The sequence below is a fragment of the Rhizobium sp. 25PS6 genome, from assembly GCF_032464655.1.
Lineage (GTDB): Bacteria > Pseudomonadota > Alphaproteobacteria > Rhizobiales > Rhizobiaceae > Rhizobium > Rhizobium laguerreae.
The window spans coordinates 157,903-176,462 of the sequence record NZ_JAWDIV010000017.1 but is presented as its reverse complement, the minus strand read 5'-3'; the positions used below and the strand labels follow the sequence as shown (position 1 = coordinate 176,462).

Genomic DNA, 18,560 nt, shown 5'->3' with positions numbered 1-18,560 from the left:
CTGATACGGCACAACGGCCGCAAATCAGACCTATTCGAACCGAAATGCCAACCGCTTGTTCGTCAGCTTCGACAGCTGCTGCAGGCGGCCGTCCAGGCGTTCGCCGGCGAAGTCGCGATACTCGGGAGGCACGACGAATTCGAGGTCGAGGTCCGGGCTCGATGATTTGCGGAAGATCAGGTTCTTGACGATGCCGGGCATCGAGGCCGAGAAGAGGTAGACGACGCGCAGCATGCCGCCGAGCAGCTTGGCGCGCTCGATGAGCTGTGGCGTGGCAATCTGCGCCAGCGGGCCGGTGGCGCCATCGTCATGCAGGCCTTCGAAACGGTAATAGTTGGAAAGCGCGATGAAAGCGCGGCCGGGATGGCTGATGCCGACGAAAGAAGAGTGGGCGATGACGTTCAGCGCCTGCAGGCCGCGATAGTCAGGATGGGCGCGCCAGCTGATATCGGCCAGCAGACAGGCGGCCTGACGGTAGCGGCTTTCCTCGTCGGTTTCCTGGATGCCGAAAAGGGGCATCATGCGGCCGGTCCATTCCGCCAGCTCGCGGGCATGCTCCGGCGAACGGGCACGCAGGATCGCCAGTTCGCCGGCGGCGGCAAGCAGCGGGTCCAGGCGGCGTTCGGACTCCGACAACAGCGAATAAAGATATCCCTCGCGCACACCCTGCGCCGAGAAGGAAATCACCGACGGCTTCATCGCGCTCAGCACTTCCTTCATGGCGATAGCGCCGAAGGGCAGCAGCGAACGGCGGTGCTTGGAAACGGCCTGCAGCGCCGGTTCCCTGGAATCGCGCGCGGTCACCTGTTCGAGGAACAGCATCATCGCTTCGAAAGACACCTCATAGCCCTGCATCATATGCAGCGGATAATGGGTGATTTCCATGTGCAGCTTGGCAATGTTTCGCCAGGTACCGCCGACGGCGTAGAAGGTGCGCCCCTCGCCTTTCGACAACAGCTTTGCCGTCTTCAGCTGCTTGCGGGCAAAGGTTTGAGCCTTGGAAAGCGAGCCGCCGGCATATTCCGACAGGCGCAGGCCGCCGAGCGGCAGCGTGATGCCCTTGCCGACCTCCTTGCCCTTGATATCGATCAACTCCAGCGAGCCGCCGCCGAGATCGCCGGCAATGCCGTCAGGATTATAGAAACCGCTGATGATACCGAGCGAGGCGAATTTCGCCTCCTCCTCGCCGGAGAGCACGCGGACCTTTCGGTTAAGGATGGTTTCTGCCTGATGGATGAAATCGGGACCGTTGCTCGCCTCGCGCGCGGCCGCCGTCGCCAGCACATACATGGTGGCGGCGCGCGCCTGGTCGGACAGAGCCTTGAAACGGTGTAGCGCCGCCAGAGCCCGGCTGACGCTGTCTTCATCCATCTTGCCGGTAAGGGCTACGCCCTTGCCGAGGCCACAGAGGACCTTTTCATTGAAGAGGACGGTCGGCGAACGGGACATGCCTTCGTAGACGACAAGACGAATCGAATTCGATCCAATATCGACGACGGAGACCGGGGCGATCCCCGGAAGGCGCCCCTGGGCTTCAGATTCAACCATTTAGGTCCAGTATTACTTGTTGTTGCGGCCTTCGAGCAGACCGGCGATCAGCTTCGGCGCACTGGACTTCAGAGCTTCACCACGGCCCGACAGGCTCGGATTGGTCATGAAATACTGCTGCGCATTGAACGGTTCTTCGCCCCTGCGCACTTCCATGCGACGCGACGTACCGTCGGGCAATATCTCGTAGCTTTGTTGATTGTCAATCACGTTGCCGAGCATAATCTGTGACAAGACCTGCTCGTGAACGGTGGGATTCGTCAGCGGAACCATGGTTTCGACACGGCGATCGAGGTTTCTTGGCATCATGTCGGCCGAGCCAATATAGACCAACGCCTTGTCGGACGGCAGACCGTGGCCGTTGCCGAAGCAGAAGATGCGGCTGTGTTCCAGGAAGCGGCCGACGATCGACTTGACGCGGATCTTTTCCGAAAGGCCGGGCACCTGCGGACGCAGGCAGCAGATGCCGCGCACGACGAGATCGATCTCGACGCCGGCATGGCTGGCGCGATAGAGTGCGTCGATGATGTCGGGATCGACAAGCGAATTCATCTTCATCCAGATCGCCGCCGGCGCACCGTTCCTGGCGTGCTGGACCTCTTCCTCGATGTGACGCAGGATGCGCGAGCGCATCGTATAGGGCGAGATCGCGAGCTTCATACCCGGTTCCGGCTCGCCGTAGCCGGTGATGAAGTTGAAGATGTTCGCCATGTCGTGGGCGATGACGGGATTGCAGGTGAAGTAGGAGAGATCGGTATAGATCTTCGCGGTGATCGGGTGATAGTTGCCGGTTCCGAGATGGCAATAGGTGCGCAGTTTGCCATCCTCGCGACGGACGACCAGCGACATCTTGGCGTGGGTCTTGAGCTCGATGAAGCCGAAGACGACCTGGACGCCGGCGCGCTCGAGGTCGCGCGCCCAACGGATGTTTGCCTCTTCGTCGAAGCGGGCCTTGAGCTCGACCAGCGCCGTCACCGACTTGCCGGCTTCGGCGGCATCGATCAGCGCGCGAACGATCGGGCTGTCGTTGGAGGTGCGATAAAGCGTCTGCTTTATCGCCAGGACGTCAGGATCGCGCGCAGCCTGGAGAAGAAACTGGACCACGACGTCGAAGGATTCGTAGGGATGATGGACGACCATGTCCTTTTCGCGGATGGCGGCGAAGCAATCGCCGGCGTGCTCGCGGACGCGCTCGGGAAATCGCGCATTGTAGGGGGCAAAGCGCAGATCGTCGCGCGGCGCCTTGGTGATCTCCGACAGCGTGTTCAGCGCCAGAAGACCCGGCAGAACGGCGACGCGGTTGTCTGGGATGCTCAGCGCCTGGACAACGAACTGGCGTAGCGACGCCGGCATTTCCGAATCGGTCTCGATGCGGATGACCTTGCCGCGGCGGCGGCGTTTCAGCGCCGTTTCGAAGAAGCGGACGAGATCCTCGGCCTCTTCCTCGACTTCGATATCGCTGTCACGGATGACGCGGAACGTACCGGAGCCCTGCACCTCGTAACCCGGGTAGAGCCGATGGATGAAGATGTTGGCGACATCTTCCAGCGTGATGTAGCGGATTGTGTTTCCATCATCCGGCAGGCGGACAAAGCGGTCGAGCGCCACCGGCAGGCGCAGCAGCGCCGTCATCGGCTCGCGGCCGTTCTTGCTGACGAGCTGCAGACCGATCGAAAAGCCGAGATTCGGAATGAAGGGGAACGGATGGGCGGGATCGATCGACAGCGGCGTCAGCACCGGGAAGATCGCCTGTTCGAATTCGGCGGCCAGCCACTGGCGGTCGCCCTCGCTCAGGGCGCCGGGGCGCACGATCAGGATGTCTTCCTTGGCGAGATATTGTTGCAGCACGGCGAGCGAGGCCTGCTGCTCCATCTGCAGATGGTCGATCTCCTGCAGGATGGAATCGAGCTGCTCGGCCGGCGTCTTGCCGTCCGGGCTGCGGATGGCAATATTCTGGCGTATCTGGCCTTCGAGGCCGGCGACACGCACCATGAAGAACTCGTCGAGGTTGGCGGCCGAGATCGACAGGAAGCGGACACGCTCGAGCAACGGATGCTCGGTATTCAGCGTTTCTTCCAGGACACGGCGATTGAACTGCAGCCAGGAGAATTCTCGGTTGATGAAGCGCTCGGGGCTCTTGAGCAGCTCTTCAAGCGCGGGGGTGTTGTCGTTGATTTCCGGAGTGAGTTCCTGATGTTCTGCGACTGCACTATCCATGGTCCGCTTACCCCGTTTTCAATCGCCAAAGGCAATTATATCAGTTTGACGACGGAACTGTGACAGTCAATCGGCCGGTTCCGAATTTCCCAATTCATTCAATACTTCGGCAGCAAGAGACCGGGTAATTTTCGTGCCCCGCGACAGGGCCAGCCGGTCAAGCCTTTCGACGATTGTCTGGGCCGCGTTCAGCGACCGCTCCATCCGGTTCACGATATAAAGCACGAGTTTGTCATCAATATAAAGCTGCCGGTCGGCGAAGAGCTTGACGATCACCTGCGACAACAGCGCCTCATCGGGTTCGCCGATCTCGACGACGGTTGCCGCTTTCAGGCGCGAGCGCAGATCGGGCAGCGAAACCGGCCACGACATCGGCCAGAGACGGCTGGTGATCAACAGGCTGGTACCGTTTTCGCGGACGCTGTTGATGACGTGAAAGAGCGCATTGTCGTCGAAGCCAAGGCGGTCGGCGTCCTCGAACAGCACCGGGCCGGCGGCAGCGACAACCGCCGCGTCCGAGCCAGGCTCGGGGTGGATGTCGACGGCGCCGCTCAATTCCCGCCAGATGCGGGCGAGATGCGATTTTCCCGAGCCGACGGGGCCGGCGAGCACGACCACCGGCGATGGCCATGCCGGCCAGGCATCGACGATCGAAACTGCGGCGGCGAGCCGCTCCGAGATCAGGAGGTCGTCGCGCCCGCTTGCGGCATCGTGCGAAAAGACCAGCGGCAGCTGCTCTCCGGCCTTGCGCTTCGGATCAGCATTTTTCACGTCATTCATTGGGAACTGATTTCGTCTTCCGGGCACTGCCACTCGGCGACCCGCCAAAATAAAGATCGCTCTGAAGGTAGCGTGAAAGTGCGAAACGAACAAGGACGCCGACGGCCGCCGCCGCCGGCACGGCGACCAGAAGCCCGACGAAACCGAAGAGCGCGCCGAAGGCAAAGAGCGCAAACATCAGCCAGACCGGATGCAGGCCAACGCTGGAGCCGACGAGCTTCGGCTGCAGAATGTTGCCTTCGAGGAACTGACCGCTGAAGAAGACGACGAGCACCAGGCCGATCCACGGATAATCCGGCCAGAACTGCACAAGCGCGACGCCGACCGCCAGCACGAGACCAACCATCGAGCCGACATAGGGAATGAAGCTGATCATGCCGGCGAAGAGGCCGATCAGCAGCCCGAAATTCAGCCCCACGAGAGAGAGGCCGACGGCATAATAAATGCCGAGTATGAGGCAGAGCGAGCCCTGGCCGCGGATGAAACCGGCGATTGCCTGGTCGATCTCCTTGGCGATCTGGCGGACATCGCTGACATAATCGCGCGGGATCCACTGATCGACCTTGGCAACCATGCGGTCCCAATCAAGCAGGATGTAAAAGGCAACGACGGGGGTGACGACGAGCAGCGATATGACGTCGACGATCGCCTTGCCTGAATTCCAGATCTGCGCAAAGAGCCCGGTGAGGAAGCCCATGCCTTCCGACAGGATGCCCGAGAGATTGTCCTTGATCGTGCCCACTTGGTTCTCAACCCAGTCCGGCAGCAGCGAATTCTGCGCCTGCGCGATGAACTGCTGTAATTGGCTGATATAACCCGGCAGACGTTGAGCGAAATCGTTAAACTGGCTGATCAGCACCGGAATGAGGATCATCAGCGCCAGCGCGAAGACGATCACGAAAGCGACGAGAATGCCGATGGTCGCCATCATGCGGCTCAGTCCCAGCCGCTGCAACCTATCTGCCACCGGATCGAGGAAATAGGCGATCGCCATGCCGGCGACGAAGGGCAGCAGGATCGAGCTGAAGACATAGAGAAAGACGATGAAGAAGACGAGCACCACCAGCCAGAAGAAAATCTGACGCTTGAGACTGTTGCCGCTGACTTGCTGTGGCATTGCTTCCCCGCTGATCGCTCGCCGCCGTCTGACGCCGCATCCGATCCGAAGCGGCCATTGAGCACATAGGATGCAGGCGCAAAGATGGTCAACCCTGTCGCGCCAAATCCCGGAAAGGCCGGAAGAAGACGCGGGAAATTGGGGGCTTTCGCCATGCAGCGCTTGCATAAAAGCCCCTGTCATGCAATTGCGACCGGCAGATGACGCGGCACGTTTGCCGCCTGAAATAGCCATCGGAGACCAGCATGAGCCAGTCTGGGAAAAACGGCCTGACATATAGCGATGCGGGCGTCGACATCGATGCCGGCAACCTCCTCGTCGAGAAGATCAAGCCGGCGGTGCGCTCGACCCGCCGTCCCGGCGCCGACGGCGAGATCGGCGGCTTCGGCGGGCTTTTCGATCTCAAGGCGGCAGGCTTTACCGATCCGGTTCTCGTCGCCGCCAATGACGGCGTCGGCACCAAGCTGAAGATTGCGATCGACGCCGACTATCACGACACCGTCGGCATCGACCTCGTCGCCATGTGCGTCAACGATCTCGTGGTACAGGGCGCCGAGCCGCTGTTCTTCCTCGATTATTTCGCGACCGGCAAGCTCGACCCCGACCAGGGTGCGGCCATCGTCGGCGGCATTGCCGCCGGCTGCCGCGAGGCCGGCTGCGCGCTGATCGGCGGCGAGACCGCCGAAATGCCCGGCATGTATTCCTCCGGCGATTACGATCTCGCGGGCTTTGCCGTCGGTGCTGCCGAACGCGGCAAGCTCCTGCCATCAGGCGATATTGCCGAGGGTGACGTGATCCTCGGCCTCGCCTCCTCCGGCGTCCATTCCAACGGTTTCTCGCTGGTGCGCAAGATCGTCGAACTGTCCGGCCTCGATTGGGATGCGCCGGCGCCGTTCACAGCAGACAAGAAGCTCGGCGAAGCCCTGCTCGAGCCGACCCGTATCTATGTGAAGCCGCTCCTGAAGGCGATCCGCGAGACCGGCGCCATCAAGGCGCTGGCGCACATTACCGGCGGCGGCTTCCCGGAAAATATTCCGCGCGTGCTGCCGAAGCATCTGGCGGCCGAGATCGATCTTGCCGCCGTCAAGGTGCCGCCGGTGTTTTCATGGCTCGCCAAGACGGGCGGCGTCGAATCCAAGGAAATGCTGCGCACCTTCAACTGCGGCGTCGGCATGATCGCCGTCGTTGCCGGCGAGAATGTCGCGGCAGTTTCCGCCGCACTCGAAGCCGAAGGCGAGACGGTTGTCACGCTCGGCCGCATGATCGCTCGCGACGAGGGCGCTGCCGGCACGGTCTACAAGGGCACGCTTGCCATATGAGCTCGCCGCGCAAACGCGCCGTCGTCTTCATATCAGGCAGCGGCTCCAACATGATGGCGCTGGTTGCGGCGGCAAAGGCAGCCGACTATCCGGCCGAGATCGTCGGGGTGATCTCCGACAAGACGGATGCCGGCGGGCTTGCCAAGGCGGCTGCCGAAGGCATCGCCACCTTCGCCTTTCCCCGCAAGGACTATGCCAGCAAGGACGCGCACGAAGCGGCGATCTTTTCGGCGCTCGACGAGCTTAAACCCGACATTCTCTGCCTGGCAGGCTATATGCGGCTGCTGACGGCGACCTTCATCCAGCGTTACGAAGGCCGGATGCTCAATATCCACCCTTCCCTGCTGCCGCTGTTTCCCGGCCTGCATACACATCAGCGTGCGATCGACGCCGGCATGCGGATCGCCGGCTGCACGGTGCATTTCGTCACCGAAGGCATGGATGAGGGGCCGGTGATCGGCCAGGCGGCCGTACCGGTTCTTTCCGGCGACACGGCCGAAAGCCTTGCTGCACGTGTGCTCACCGTCGAACACCAGATCTACCCGCAAGCGCTGCGGCTCTTTGCCGAAGGCCGTGTGATGATGGAAGGCGGCAGGGCCGTCGGCGCTGAGGCCTCGACCGCTGTGCCCAAGGCTCAGCTGATTTCACTGATCGGCGATCACGCTTAAGCGCATCGCCACGTGACGCGCTTCAGACTGGTGACAAAATCGGCCAGCTTGCCGCCTGGTTCGAATGGCCGCCCCTCATCCGGCTGCCGCCACCTTCTCCCCGTAAACGGGGCGAAGGGACCATGCCGCAACCTCTCCGATTCCAGCAACCTTTCGTATGGCACGTCCCCTCGCCCCGTTTACGGGGAGAGGGTTAGAGTGAGGGGCAGCCATCTCTCATTGTTTATCCATGTCGTCGTTCCAAAATCGCACTTTTGGGCGACATGCATTAAGCCGCCAGGGCCCGCAACGGATGCAACGTGCCGTCGCTGTAGACGAAGCGGCCGGCGCGGAAGGTGGCGCGGATGCGGTTGATATCGCCCGGCTCGACCACGACCAGATCGGCGCGCTGGCCGATGGCGATCGCGCCACGATCCAACAATCCGGCCGAGCGGGCCGCATTGCTGGTCGCCATGGCAACGGCTGCCGGCAAGCCACCTTCCACCATATCGGCAAGCTTGAAGATGCCGGGCACGAAGGCGGCCGGATGATAATCGGCGGCGATGATGCTCAGCAGGCCGGCGCTTGCGGCATCGAGCGCGCTGAGATTACCCGACATCGACTGGCCGCGCAGCGCGTTCGGCGCGCCCATCAGCGTCCAGAGACCGCGGCGGCGCGCTTCCTCCGCTGCAGGTGCGGTGACCGGAAACTCGCTGATGGTGACGCCGAGATCATGCATCTCGGCGACTTTTTCGACGCTGTCATCGTCATGCGAGGCAAGCGACAGCTTGTGCTTCAGCGACAGCGCGACGATCTCCTTCAGCTTGGCCTCGATGTCACGATTGCTGCGCATGGCGATGCGCTTGGCAACGATCTCTGCCGCCATTTCCTCGGAGATGGCGCGGCGCTCGGAAATGCTGAGGATGTAGCTCTGCAGGTTGTTGTACTGGCCCTGGCCCGGCGTGTGGTCGGTCAGCGAAACCATGGCGATCTGATCGGCACTCAGCAGGCGCTCGAGTGCTGCGGCTGCACCGACATTGGTGATTTCGTAGCGGGCGTGGACGCGGTGGTCGATCAGCAGGTCGTCACGCAGGCGGTTGATGCCTTCGATCACCGCCGATGTCGTCTCCAGCGAGCGGACGTGGCCGTAGACGCTTTCGGTCGCGAAGGAGACGGCGGCAAACGCCGTCGTGACACCGGCAGCGGCAAGCTTCTTGTCGAGTTCGTGGATGCCGAAATCGATCGGCATCGTCGCGTTCGGCCGCGGGGCAATCTCGCGCTCGATCATATTCCCGTGGAGATCGACGAAGCCCGGCATCAGCAGCCGCCCGCCGCCATCGATCACAGCACCTGCGACCGGCTCCGCCCTGATCTCGGCGATGACCCCATCCTCAACACGCACGGAACCTTCACTCACCACCTCGTCTGGGAGAACGAGGGTGAAATTGCCGAGCCACATGGGCTTTCTCCTGACCGCATCCGATGATTGACAAACCGCAGCGCATAGAACCGCTTCGTGACAACTGCATGAAGAACTTCCAAACTTCTTACCCTTTCCGTTCTTGCTTCGCCATACTTGACCAATCAGTTGACCAAGTTTTGACATAACATTATATTAGAGACAAAGTGGACGGTGGCCATGACGATCAAAGTGAAAGTGGCAGAGGCAAAAACGCATCTTTCGGAGCTTCTGACAAAGGTGGAAGCAGGCGAAGATGTGGTGATATCACGCGGCAACAACGCGGTCGCCCGCATGATCAAGATCGATGACCGTCGCCAGAGGCTCGACGCCATCCGTGCACTCCGCAGCGAACGGGCAGAACGCGCCGGAGCAACCGCGGCTGAAATTCAAGCCTGGCGGCGCGAAGGCCAGCGCTGATGCCGTTCGTGGTTGATGCTTCTGTTGCGGCGGCTTGGTTGCTTGCCGATGAGGAAAGCCGGACTGCCGAAGAAGCCTTGTCGTTTCTCGAAACGGAAGATGCCTTGGTGCCCGATCTCTTCTGGCATGAGATACGCAACATCCTGTTGACCGCGGAACGGCGGAAACGCATCTCCAACGAGGATGTGCTCGCTTGTCTCATGCGGCTCACCAGCCTGCCGCTGCGCACTGTCTCAAGCGAAGACCATCTTCCGATCTTACGACTTGCCGGAAAATATCAACTATCGGCCTCTGACGCCGCTTATCTGGCGCTTGCGGTCGCAGAGAACGTATCGCTTGCGACGCTGGACGCCAGATTGGAGCGTGCCGCGTCAGCGGAAAGTCTCACCTTCGGGCGGGGTTAGAGCCTTTCCTGGTCAGATTGCAGCATTCTGTTGGCTCAAACGGAGTCGGATGGTCGACCGGCCGGCGCGCGTCGTAGCCAAGCTCTACGGCCAAGCCGGCCGGTCGATCAGCCGGCCCGTTTCAGCCAACCCGAAGGGCCGGGCATCTTTCCACCAGGATCAAAGGCGATCGGCTCGGACGTACCAAGAGGTATGCCCTTCGCCAATCGCCTCTGCCCTGACGAAAACCTGCTCCGGCAGAATGCTACAATCTGACCAGGAAAGGCTCTAAGAAAGCGTTCCCCTGTTCAACAGCGCCCATTGCAGAAGCACGATCGTCTTGACGTCGAAGATCTCGCCGGTTTCGATCATCGCTGCCGCCTCGTCGAGCGGGATCTCGAGGACTTCGATGTCCTCATGTTCCTCGTCCAGGCCACCGCCTTCGGCCACGCGGTCGGCGGTATCGACGAGGGCTGCGAAGAAATGCACGACTTCGGTGACAGCACCCGGCGACGTATAGGATTTGAACAGGAAGCGCGCATCGCGCAGGCGATAGCCGGTCTCCTCCATCGCCTCGCGACGGATTGCCGCTTCGGGGTGGTCGTCGTCGAGAAGGCCGGCCGGCACCTCGATCATCCAGGCCGGATCGCCGTTGAGATGAACGGCGAGGCGGAATTGGCGGACGAGAACGACGAGGTCGCGCTTCGGATCATAAAGAAGGATGCAGGCGGCCGGCGTGCGGTGATAGACTTCCCGCTTCAACCGCTGGGTTGCGCCCTTGCGATCGATATAGTCGAGGAGGTAGCTGCTCAGCCGCGTCCACCCATTCGACAGGGTTTCCTCGCCGGCGATCTTCACGCGTGATTTCGGCTGCATCATGCTGCGTCCCTGCGAAGCCAGACCTTGTTGTCGTGCACGGCCGCCCCGCCATAAGGCGCGACGGGGTCGGCGCCGGTCAAGACGTTGATGCCCTCGCCGTCGACATGCGCCTTGTTCGGCCAAAGCCCCTCGGCGATCAGCACGCCGGATTTGACTTCGGTGGTGATGCGGGCGTGGATGCGCAGATCGCCGCGGCTGTTGCCGATGCGCACAAGATCGCCATGCGCGATGCCATTGGCTTCGGCATCGGCCGGATTGATCATCACTTCAGGGCGGCCTTCCTTCTGGCGGGAGGTCTTGGTCTCGGAAAAGCTCGAATTCAGGAAGTTGCGCGCCGGCGAGGTGGCGAGCCGGAAGGGATGTTCGGAATCGGCGACTTCAATGACATCGACCTGATCAGGGAAAGCCGGAAGCGCGGCATGCGGCCCGAGCACGCCGATAGAAGCCGGGGGTTTGTTCGGCGCCGGCTGATCGATCCAGTCCGGGCGGAAATGGAACTTGCCATCCGGATGGGCAAAACCGTTCAGATAATGCGCCTCCTCGAAAGCGGGTTGACGATCGAACCATTTGTGTTCGAGGAAATGGTCGTAATCCGGCAGGCCGCTCGATTCCAGAATGCGGTCGACCATCTCCCGGGCAGTGAAGCCGAAGCCGGGGCGATCGGCGACGCCGAGGCGTTTTGCCAGTTCCTCGATGACGAAGAGATTGGTGCGCACGGTTGGCGGCGGCTCGACCAGTTTCGGCCCCAGCAGGATATGGTTCTGGCCGCCGGCGCGGTAGATGTCGTCGTGCTCGACGAACATCGTCGCGGGAATGACGATATCGGCGATCTCGGCCGTTTCGGTCATGAACTGCTCGTGCACGGCAACGAAAAGATCGTTGCGGGCAAAGCCGCGCCTGACGAGGCGCTGCTCGGGGGCGATGTTGGCGGGATTGGTGTTCTGGATCAGCATCGATGTCACCGGGCCGCGATGGCGCAGCGCGACAGCGTCACCGGTCAGCACTCGGCCGATCTGGGATTGATCGAGCATGCGGATATCCGCATCCTTCATCGACCGGCCGATCAGTTCCGCATTGTTCAAGCGGAAGATGTCGCTGTTCGAATGGAAGGCGCCGCCGCCTTCATATTGCCAGGAGCCGAGGACGGTGGCAATCGAGGCCGCCGCATGCATGGCGACCGCGCCGTTGCGCTGGCGGGTGAAGCCATAACCCAGGCGGAAGAAGGTCTTCTTCGTCGTGCCGACGAGGCTGGCGAAGGCTTCGATCTCCTCGACCGAAAGGCCGGTGACGGCAGCGGCCCATTGCGGCGTCTTGGTTTTCAGATGCGCTTCGAGACCCTCGGGATCATCGGCATATCTCGCCATGTATTCGCGGTCGGCGTAACCGTCGCGGAAGGCGATGTGCATGACGGCGCAGGCGAGCGCGGCGTCGGTGCCTGGCCTGACGACAAGCGCCATGTCGGCCTGCTTCATCGTCGGATTGTCGTAAATGTCGATGACGACGATCTTCGCGCCGCGCTCCTTGCGCGACTTGATGGCGTGGGTCATCACATTGACCTGGGTCGACACCGCGTTGGTGCCCCAGATGACGACGCAATCGGTGCGGCCCATCTCGCGCGGATCGGGACCGCGCAGCGTGCCGGTCGCCATGGTGAAGCCGGTCCAGGCGGGGTTGGTGCAGATCGAGGAGAAGAAGCCGGAGTAACGCTTGGCATGACGCAGGCGATCGATGGAATCGCGCTGCACCCAGCCCATGGTGCCGGCGTAAAAATAGGGCCAGATCGCTTCGCTGCCGTCCCTTGCCTCGGACTTCACAAAGGCTTCGGCGATCTCATCCAGCGCATCGTCCCAGGAAATCTGCTGCCACTGCCCTGCCCCCTTGGCGCCGGTGCGACGCAACGGATGCATCAGGCGGTCGGGATGGTAGAGCCGCTCGGCATAACGGGCGACCTTGGCGCAGATCACGCCCGAGGTGTAGGAATGATCGCGCGCGCCGCGCACACGGCCGATGCGGCCATCCTCCGATATCTCGACCTCCAGCGCGCATGTGGAGGGACAGTCATGCGGACAGGCCGTGTGCCCTACCCTGTTGTCCGACTTCGGGGATTTGGCGTGGATGGGGGTCGCAATGTTCATGGCATTTGTATATTCCAAGGCTTGCACGGCCAAAAGCCACAAAAATTCCTCATGACGCGAATTCATACGGACATCAGCGAAAATGAACTACCGCCACATTTATCACGCGGGCAACTTTGCCGATGTGCTGAAACATGTCGTGCTGACGCGGCTGATCCGCTACATGCAGAAGAAGGATGGCGGGTTCCGCGTGCTCGATACGCATGCCGGCATCGGGCTCTACGACCTCTCCTCCGAAGAAGCGCAGAAAACCGGCGAATGGCTCGATGGCATCGGCAAGCTGATGGAGGCAGAACTCGGCCCTCAGGTCTCTGAACTGCTGGAGCCCTACCTCTCGGCGATCCGCGAACTCAATCCTGAGGGCGGCATCCGTTTCTATCCCGGTTCGCCGAAACTTGCGCGCATGCTGTTCCGGCCGCAGGACCGGCTGTCGGCGATGGAACTGCATCCCGAGGACTTCGCCCGGCTGCACCGGCTGTTTGAGGGCGATCACCACGCCCGCATTACCGAGCTCGACGGCTGGCTGGCGCTCGGCGCGCATCTGCCACCGAAGGAGAAGCGCGGCATCGTGCTCGTCGATCCGCCCTTCGAGGAAGAGGACGAATATCAGCGGCTGGCCGAGGGGCTGGAAAAGGCCTATCGGCGCTTCCCCGGCGGCACCTATTGCCTGTGGTATCCGATGAAGAAGGGCGCGCCGATCAAGGAATTCCACGAGACCCTGCAGGCGCTCGACATCCCGAAAATGCTCTGCGCCGAACTCGCCGTTCGCAGCGATCGCGGCATCACGGGACTGACGGGCTCAGGCCTCGTTATCGTCAACCCACCCTTCACTCTGAAGGACGAGTTGCACCAGTTGCTGCCGGCATTGAAGGACCATCTGGCGCAAGACCGCTTCGCCTCGCACCGCGCCTTCTGGCTGCGCGGCGAGAACAAGGCGGTCAAGGACGATTGACCAGCCAATCGCCTTCAGGAATAGTCCGCGCCGCCGCAGTCCACAACCTTATCAGGTGTCCCATGAAGCTCCTTTGTTCGCCCGCCTCGCCCTATTCCAACAAGGTGCGGATGGCCGCGCATTTTCTGGGGCTGGAGCTGAACGCCATCCGGGTCGATACCAATACCGCACCGGCGATCCTGGTGGACAACAATCCGCTCGGCAAGATCCCGACGCTGCTGACCGATGACGGGGTCTCGATATACGACAGCGTGGCGATCATGCATTATTTCGACCGGCTGACGAAGGGCGGGCTCTACCCTTCCAAGAAGGGCAAGCGCACGGATGCGGAAATCCTCGAAGCGCTCTGCGACGGCATCTGCGACTGCCTGCTGGCGATCGTCTACGAGCGGCGCTTCCGCGACGAGGAAAAAATTCATCAGCCATGGATCGACCGGCAGTGGAAGAAGGCGACGAGCGGGCTCGCTCATCTCAGCGCCAACCCGCCGAAAACAGGCAAGAACCTCAATGGCGGACATTTCGCGCTGGCCGCGACGCTCGACTATCTCGAGCTGCGCTTCAAGGACCAGTGGGAAGCCGATCATGCGCCGCTGATCGACTGGCTTGCCCAGTTCGAGAAAAAATTCCCTGCCCACCGCGAGCTCAAGTCTGAGGGCTGAGCGGGCTCAACGTCTGGAGAGACAGGCGGACAGCAAAAAGCCGGGCGACGTGCCCGGCTTTTCCATGTTCGGATATTCGACCAGCTTAGAACTTGACGCCGATACCGAGCTTGACGCTGTTCTCGTCGTAACCGCGCGAGAAGCTGCCGGAGTCGAGGTCGTAGTCCTTGCTCTGGTAGTCGGTGTAGCGATATTCCAAGCGCGTCGTGATGTTGTTGGTCACGAAGGCTTCGACGCCGGCGCCGACCGTATAGCCGAAGTTCGTCTTGCTTTCGTCCGAAGTGTCGTCGGAAACCTTGACGTCGCCGATGGCGAGACCGGCCGTGCCGTAGAGCAGGAAGGGGTTCATGTCGTAGCCGACGCGGCCACGGACGGAGCCGTTCCAGCCATACTTGTTCTCGACGCCGCCCGAGGAGACGTCGTCGCCGCTGTAGCCGAGATCGGATTCAACGCCGTAAACGATCTGGCCCTGCTGCCAGTTGTAGCCGGTAAAGACCTGGCCGCCGAAACCGTAGGTGTGGCGATCGGAACCGAAGTCACCCATGTTATAGGTGCCGGCGCCGCCGAGGTAGAAACCTTCCCAGCTGCCGGCCGGCTTGACTGGAGCTTCCTGGGCGACCGGTGCTTCCGGAACCTGGTCGACGGCATCGGCCGCCTGAGCTGCCGAGACGCCCGCAATTGCAAAAACGGAGGCCATGAGGCCAGCAATGAGTACACGCATACTTAGTCTCCTTTCAGTCCCGCGCCGCTTGTCAACTGTCTATCAGTGAAGCATTGGCGGGATATTGCCAGATGTCCCTTCCGGATCGAGATTGAAATTGGAACTGAAATGCGGATTTGAAAGAGCCAAATTGTGATATCATTGTGGCTACGCCATGGCTGAAATTCGATGTTGCTTTGGCGCAACATACACTTTGTTAACCCTACTGAATAGTTAAACTTAAAATACTTATTTTAGGAAATCGCATTCTTAAATAATACATAGAATATCCGGCTCCCGGACGCAACCGCAACGGCCTATTTATATAATCTCCGTCGGCCCCTATATAGTCTGCGGACAGACTCGCGGGATCAGAAGGCAAGATTTTGAACCACAAAAGACTTCGCTCGGCCCTTATAACAGGGGCCGCCAAAAGAATAGGCCGGGCAATCGCCGAAGACCTTGCTGCAAATGGCTTTTCCGTTGCGATCCACGCGAACGGCTCCATCGGTGAGGCCGAAGAGCTGGTGGCGGAATTGCGGCGAAAGGGACAAAGGGCGGTCGCGCTGCAGGCCGATCTTAGCGATCTCGGCGAAACGGGCGCGTTGGTCGCGAAGGCGTCGGAAGCGCTCGGGCCGCTCGATCTGCTCGTCAATAATGCGTCGGTCTTCCAGTATGATTCAGCGCGTAGTTTCAATGCCGCCACATGGGCATTGCACTTCGACCTGCATGTCCGTGCGCCCTCTATCCTTGCGGCGGCCTTCGCGCAGCAGGTGCCCGCTGAGGCAGCGGGGCTGATCGTCAATATCATCGACCAGCGGGTTTGGGCGCTGAGGCCCAGCTTCTATTCCTATACCCTCTCCAAATCCGCGCTGTGGACGGCGACGCAGACGCTTGCACAGGCATTGGCGCCACGCATCCGCGTCAATGCCATCGGCCCCGGCCCCTCGATGCCGAGCGAACGACAGAAGATGGAGGACTTCCAAGCGCAGGTCTCAGCCCTTATCTTGCAGCGAGGGCCGGCGCTGGAAGAATTCGGACAAACGATTCGCTTCCTTTACGACACGCCCTCGATCACCGGCCAGATGATTGCCCTCGACGGCGGCCAGCACCTTGCGTGGCAGACGCCCGATGTGGCGGAGATTACGGAATGAACGGACGAAAGCTGCCGGATGGCGGCGTTCTCTACGACGACACGGACGAGAGCGAAGACGATATCGAGGTGGAAGGCGACGCTTCCGTCGCCGCGCCGCTTGCGGCGACGGTCGATTGGAATGCGGGCAGCCTCAATGAAACCGGACTCCTCGGCGCGGACCTGATCGGCGAATTCGTCAAGCGGCTGCCGAACAGCCCCGGCGTCTACCGCATGTTCAATGCCGAGGGCGACGTGCTCTATGTCGGCAAGGCGCGCAGCCTGAAGAAGCGGGTCAACAATTACGCGGTCGGCCGCGTGCATTCCAACCGCATCGCCCAGATGGTGCGCCAGACGGCGAACATGGAATTCGTGACGACGCGCACGGAAACCGAAGCGCTGCTCTTGGAAGCGAATCTGATCAAGCGCTTGCGGCCGCGCTTTAATGTGCTTTTGCGCGACGACAAGTCCTTTCCCTATATCCTCATCACCGGCGACCACCGGGCGCCAGCAATCTTCAAACATCGTGGTGCGAGAGCGCGAAAGGGCGACTATTTCGGACCTTTTGCTTCGGCCGGCGCGGTCGGACGGACGATCAACTCGCTGCAGCGCGCCTTCCTGATCCGCACCTGCACCGACAGCGTCTTCGAAACGCGCACGCGACCCTGCCTGCTCTACCAGATCAAGCGCTGTTCCGGGCCGTGCACCCACGAGATCAGCGATCAGGGTTACGGCGAACTGGTGCAGGAGGCGAAGGACTTCCTGTCCGGCAAGAGCCAGAAGGTGAAGTCGCATATGGCCGAGGCGATGAACCAGGCGGCCGAGGATCTCGACTTCGAGCGGGCGGCAATCTATCGCGATCGCCTGGCGGCATTGTCGCATGTGCAGAGCCACCAGGGCATCAATCCGGCCGGCGTCGAGGAGGCTGACGTCTTCGCCATCCACCATGAAGGCGGCATCTCCTGCATCCAGGTGTTCTTCTTCCGCACCGGCCAGAACTGGGGCAACCGCGCCTATTTCCCGAAGGCCGATCCGCAGCTTTCGAGCGCCGAAGTGCTGAACTCGTTCCTCGCGCAGTTCTACGACGACAAGCCGGTGCCGAAGCAGATCATGCTGTCGCAGACGGTGGAGGAGCTGGAGCTGCTTGCCGCCGCACTCAGCGAAAAAGCCGGCCACAAGGTTTCCATTCTGGTGCCGCAACGCGGCGAGAAGCGCGATCTGGTCGACCATGTCGTCGGCAATGCACGCGAGGCGCATGGGCGAAAGCTTGCCGAGACGGCGTCGCAGTCGCGGCTGCTCGAAGGTTTCAAGGAAACGTTCGGGCTTGCCTATGCACCGCAGCGCATCGAGATCTACGACAACTCACATATCATGGGCACCAATGCCGTCGGCGGCATGGTGGTCGCGGGGCCGGAAGGTTTCGTCAAGAACCAGTACCGCAAGTTCAACATCAAATCGACCGACATCACGCCCGGCGACGACTTCGGCATGATGAAGGAGGTGATGACGCGGCGGTTCTCGCGGCTGATCAAGGAGGAAGGCATTCCTGACCGGACGGCGCAGGTGGCCACGCCCGATGCAGCCGACATGCCCTTTCCGACCTGGCCCGATGTGATCCTCATCGATGGCGGCCAGGGGCAGATGACGGCGGTGCGCGCCATCCTTGCCGAACTCGGCATCACCGACAGCGTGACGGCGATCGGCATCGCCAAGGGCGTCGACCGCGATGCCGGGCGCGAACGCTTCTTCCCGGCCGGACGCGAGAGCTTCACGCTGCCGCCGCGCGATCCGGTGCTCTACTTTATCCAGCGCATGCGCGACGAAGCGCACCGTTTCGCGATCGGCTCACACCGGGCGCGGCGCAAGAAGGAAATGATCAAGAACCCGCTCGACGAGATCGGCGGCATCGGGCCGTCGCGCAAACGCGCGCTGCTCCAGCATTTCGGCACGGCAAAGGCGGTTTCGCGCGCAGCCCTGTCCGACCTGATGGCGGTGGAAGGCATATCGGAAGCCGTCGCCAGGCAGGTCTATAACCATTTCCACGACGACGCCGCGAAATAACCGGCGTCCGTCGCAAATTCCACGCAAAGGCGGTGAAAAGACAGAAAGAATGTTGACGGTCCGCGGCCAAAGCCGTCATCTACCGCATCGGCCCGAGCATGATGCGGAGGTTCTAAAGTGTTACAGCGTCCTTGGCTCGTCTGAAAAGGCGC

At 61.5% G+C, this 18,560-nt stretch carries 15 protein-coding genes and 1 pseudogene; 8 read left to right on the top strand and 8 right to left on the bottom strand.

Annotated elements, in window-relative coordinates:
- Positions 1-30: 30 nt before the first annotated feature.
- The 4 genes and pseudogenes from ppx to RWK44_RS24110 all read right to left on the bottom strand — a co-directional run bounded on the left by ppx (position 31) and on the right by RWK44_RS24110 (position 5,662).
- On the bottom strand, positions 31-1,548 hold the full coding sequence (gene ppx, locus RWK44_RS24125; RefSeq protein WP_020049393.1) for an exopolyphosphatase: 1,518 nt from the start codon (positions 1,546-1,548) through the stop codon (positions 31-33).
- A gap of 54 nt (positions 1,549-1,602) precedes the next feature.
- Positions 1,603-3,765: pseudogene (locus RWK44_RS24120) on the bottom strand (RNA degradosome polyphosphate kinase); the annotation flags it as partial.
- A 66-nt stretch (positions 3,766-3,831) separates the two neighbouring features.
- Complete coding sequence (gene hdaA / locus RWK44_RS24115) at positions 3,832-4,545, bottom strand: DnaA regulatory inactivator HdaA (protein ID WP_131664289.1); 714 nt, start codon at positions 4,543-4,545, stop codon at positions 3,832-3,834.
- Positions 4,538-5,662: an AI-2E family transporter gene (locus RWK44_RS24110; RefSeq protein ID WP_017959846.1), complete on the bottom strand. Its 1,125-nt coding sequence runs from the start codon at positions 5,660-5,662 to the stop codon at positions 4,538-4,540. The genes hdaA and RWK44_RS24110 overlap by 8 nt, the downstream gene beginning before the upstream one ends.
- A gap of 245 nt (positions 5,663-5,907) precedes the next feature.
- Here RWK44_RS24110 and purM point away from each other — a divergent pair, with 245 nt between their 5' ends.
- Both purM and purN read left to right on the top strand, forming a co-directional pair.
- The gene (gene purM / locus RWK44_RS24105) at positions 5,908-6,981 is read left to right on the top strand and encodes a phosphoribosylformylglycinamidine cyclo-ligase (RefSeq protein ID WP_168282734.1); all 1,074 of its coding nucleotides are present in this window, start codon (positions 5,908-5,910) and stop codon (positions 6,979-6,981) included.
- Positions 6,978-7,649: a phosphoribosylglycinamide formyltransferase gene (gene purN / locus RWK44_RS24100; RefSeq protein WP_131664291.1), complete on the top strand. Its 672-nt coding sequence runs from the start codon at positions 6,978-6,980 to the stop codon at positions 7,647-7,649. The genes purM and purN overlap by 4 nt, the downstream gene beginning before the upstream one ends.
- A gap of 268 nt (positions 7,650-7,917) precedes the next feature.
- On the opposite strand, the gene RWK44_RS24095 is transcribed toward purN, so the two are convergent.
- Positions 7,918-9,087, bottom strand: a complete 1,170-nt coding sequence (locus RWK44_RS24095; RefSeq protein ID WP_316029490.1) for an alpha-D-ribose 1-methylphosphonate 5-triphosphate diphosphatase — start codon at positions 9,085-9,087, stop codon at positions 7,918-7,920.
- Positions 9,088-9,267: 180 nt separating this feature from the next.
- Between RWK44_RS24095 and RWK44_RS24090 the strand changes: the two genes are divergently transcribed.
- Together RWK44_RS24090 and RWK44_RS24085 are read left to right on the top strand one after the other, a co-directional pair.
- The gene (locus RWK44_RS24090; protein WP_017959842.1) at positions 9,268-9,507 is read left to right on the top strand and encodes a type II toxin-antitoxin system Phd/YefM family antitoxin; all 240 of its coding nucleotides are present in this window, start codon (positions 9,268-9,270) and stop codon (positions 9,505-9,507) included.
- On the top strand, positions 9,507-9,911 hold the full coding sequence (locus tag RWK44_RS24085; RefSeq protein WP_131664293.1) for a type II toxin-antitoxin system VapC family toxin: 405 nt from the start codon (positions 9,507-9,509) through the stop codon (positions 9,909-9,911). The genes RWK44_RS24090 and RWK44_RS24085 overlap by 1 nt, the downstream gene beginning before the upstream one ends.
- 267 nt (positions 9,912-10,178) lie before the next feature.
- Here the strand turns inward: RWK44_RS24085 and RWK44_RS24080 are convergent, their stop codons facing one another.
- The gene (locus RWK44_RS24080) at positions 10,179-10,769 is read right to left on the bottom strand and encodes an NUDIX domain-containing protein (protein ID WP_131664294.1); all 591 of its coding nucleotides are present in this window, start codon (positions 10,767-10,769) and stop codon (positions 10,179-10,181) included.
- A complete protein-coding gene (locus RWK44_RS24075; protein WP_221999569.1) occupies positions 10,766-12,970 on the bottom strand; it encodes a molybdopterin oxidoreductase family protein in 2,205 nt (734 codons plus the stop codon). Before RWK44_RS24075 ends, RWK44_RS24080 begins: the two co-directional genes overlap by 4 nt.
- A gap of 16 nt (positions 12,971-12,986) precedes the next feature.
- On the opposite strand from RWK44_RS24075, the gene RWK44_RS24070 reads away from it, so the two are divergent.
- Together RWK44_RS24070 and RWK44_RS24065 are read left to right on the top strand one after the other, a co-directional pair.
- Positions 12,987-13,856, top strand: a complete 870-nt coding sequence (locus RWK44_RS24070; RefSeq protein WP_131664296.1) for a 23S rRNA (adenine(2030)-N(6))-methyltransferase RlmJ — start codon at positions 12,987-12,989, stop codon at positions 13,854-13,856.
- 62 nt (positions 13,857-13,918) lie between these two features.
- The gene (locus tag RWK44_RS24065) at positions 13,919-14,515 is read left to right on the top strand and encodes a glutathione S-transferase (protein WP_168282745.1); all 597 of its coding nucleotides are present in this window, start codon (positions 13,919-13,921) and stop codon (positions 14,513-14,515) included.
- An 85-nt stretch (positions 14,516-14,600) separates the two neighbouring features.
- Here RWK44_RS24065 and RWK44_RS24060 read toward each other — a convergent pair whose 3' ends face one another.
- On the bottom strand, positions 14,601-15,236 hold the full coding sequence (locus RWK44_RS24060; RefSeq protein ID WP_020049381.1) for an outer membrane protein: 636 nt from the start codon (positions 15,234-15,236) through the stop codon (positions 14,601-14,603).
- Between the two features lie 365 nt (positions 15,237-15,601).
- On the opposite strand from RWK44_RS24060, the gene RWK44_RS24055 reads away from it, so the two are divergent.
- Both RWK44_RS24055 and uvrC read left to right on the top strand, forming a co-directional pair.
- Positions 15,602-16,369: an SDR family oxidoreductase gene (locus RWK44_RS24055; protein WP_131664298.1), complete on the top strand. Its 768-nt coding sequence runs from the start codon at positions 15,602-15,604 to the stop codon at positions 16,367-16,369.
- Positions 16,366-18,408 carry an excinuclease ABC subunit UvrC gene (uvrC, locus tag RWK44_RS24050; protein WP_131664299.1) on the top strand — a complete coding sequence of 681 codons (2,043 nt, stop codon included), beginning with the start codon at positions 16,366-16,368 and terminating at the stop codon, positions 18,406-18,408. The genes RWK44_RS24055 and uvrC overlap by 4 nt, the downstream gene beginning before the upstream one ends.
- Positions 18,409-18,560 lie beyond the last annotated feature (152 nt).

Coding starts and splice junctions, on each gene's coding strand:
- purM (WP_168282734.1), top strand. CDS start 5,908: ATGAGCCAGTCTGGGAAAAACGGCCTGACATATAGCGATGCGGGCGTC.
- ppx (WP_020049393.1), bottom strand. CDS start 1,548: ATGGTTGAATCTGAAGCCCAGGGGCGCCTTCCGGGGATCGCCCCGGTC.
- RWK44_RS24085 (WP_131664293.1), top strand. CDS start 9,507: ATGCCGTTCGTGGTTGATGCTTCTGTTGCGGCGGCTTGGTTGCTTGCC.
- hdaA (WP_131664289.1), bottom strand. CDS start 4,545: ATGAATGACGTGAAAAATGCTGATCCGAAGCGCAAGGCCGGAGAGCAG.
- RWK44_RS24060 (WP_020049381.1), bottom strand. CDS start 15,236: ATGCGTGTACTCATTGCTGGCCTCATGGCCTCCGTTTTTGCAATTGCG.
- uvrC (WP_131664299.1), top strand. CDS start 16,366: ATGAACGGACGAAAGCTGCCGGATGGCGGCGTTCTCTACGACGACACG.
- RWK44_RS24065 (WP_168282745.1), top strand. CDS start 13,919: ATGAAGCTCCTTTGTTCGCCCGCCTCGCCCTATTCCAACAAGGTGCGG.
- RWK44_RS24080 (WP_131664294.1), bottom strand. CDS start 10,769: ATGATGCAGCCGAAATCACGCGTGAAGATCGCCGGCGAGGAAACCCTG.
- RWK44_RS24075 (WP_221999569.1), bottom strand. CDS start 12,970: ATGAATTCGCGTCATGAGGAATTTTTGTGGCTTTTGGCCGTGCAAGCC.
- RWK44_RS24070 (WP_131664296.1), top strand. CDS start 12,987: ATGAACTACCGCCACATTTATCACGCGGGCAACTTTGCCGATGTGCTG.
- RWK44_RS24095 (WP_316029490.1), bottom strand. CDS start 9,087: ATGTGGCTCGGCAATTTCACCCTCGTTCTCCCAGACGAGGTGGTGAGT.
- RWK44_RS24110 (WP_017959846.1), bottom strand. CDS start 5,662: ATGCCACAGCAAGTCAGCGGCAACAGTCTCAAGCGTCAGATTTTCTTC.
- RWK44_RS24090 (WP_017959842.1), top strand. CDS start 9,268: ATGACGATCAAAGTGAAAGTGGCAGAGGCAAAAACGCATCTTTCGGAG.
- purN (WP_131664291.1), top strand. CDS start 6,978: ATGAGCTCGCCGCGCAAACGCGCCGTCGTCTTCATATCAGGCAGCGGC.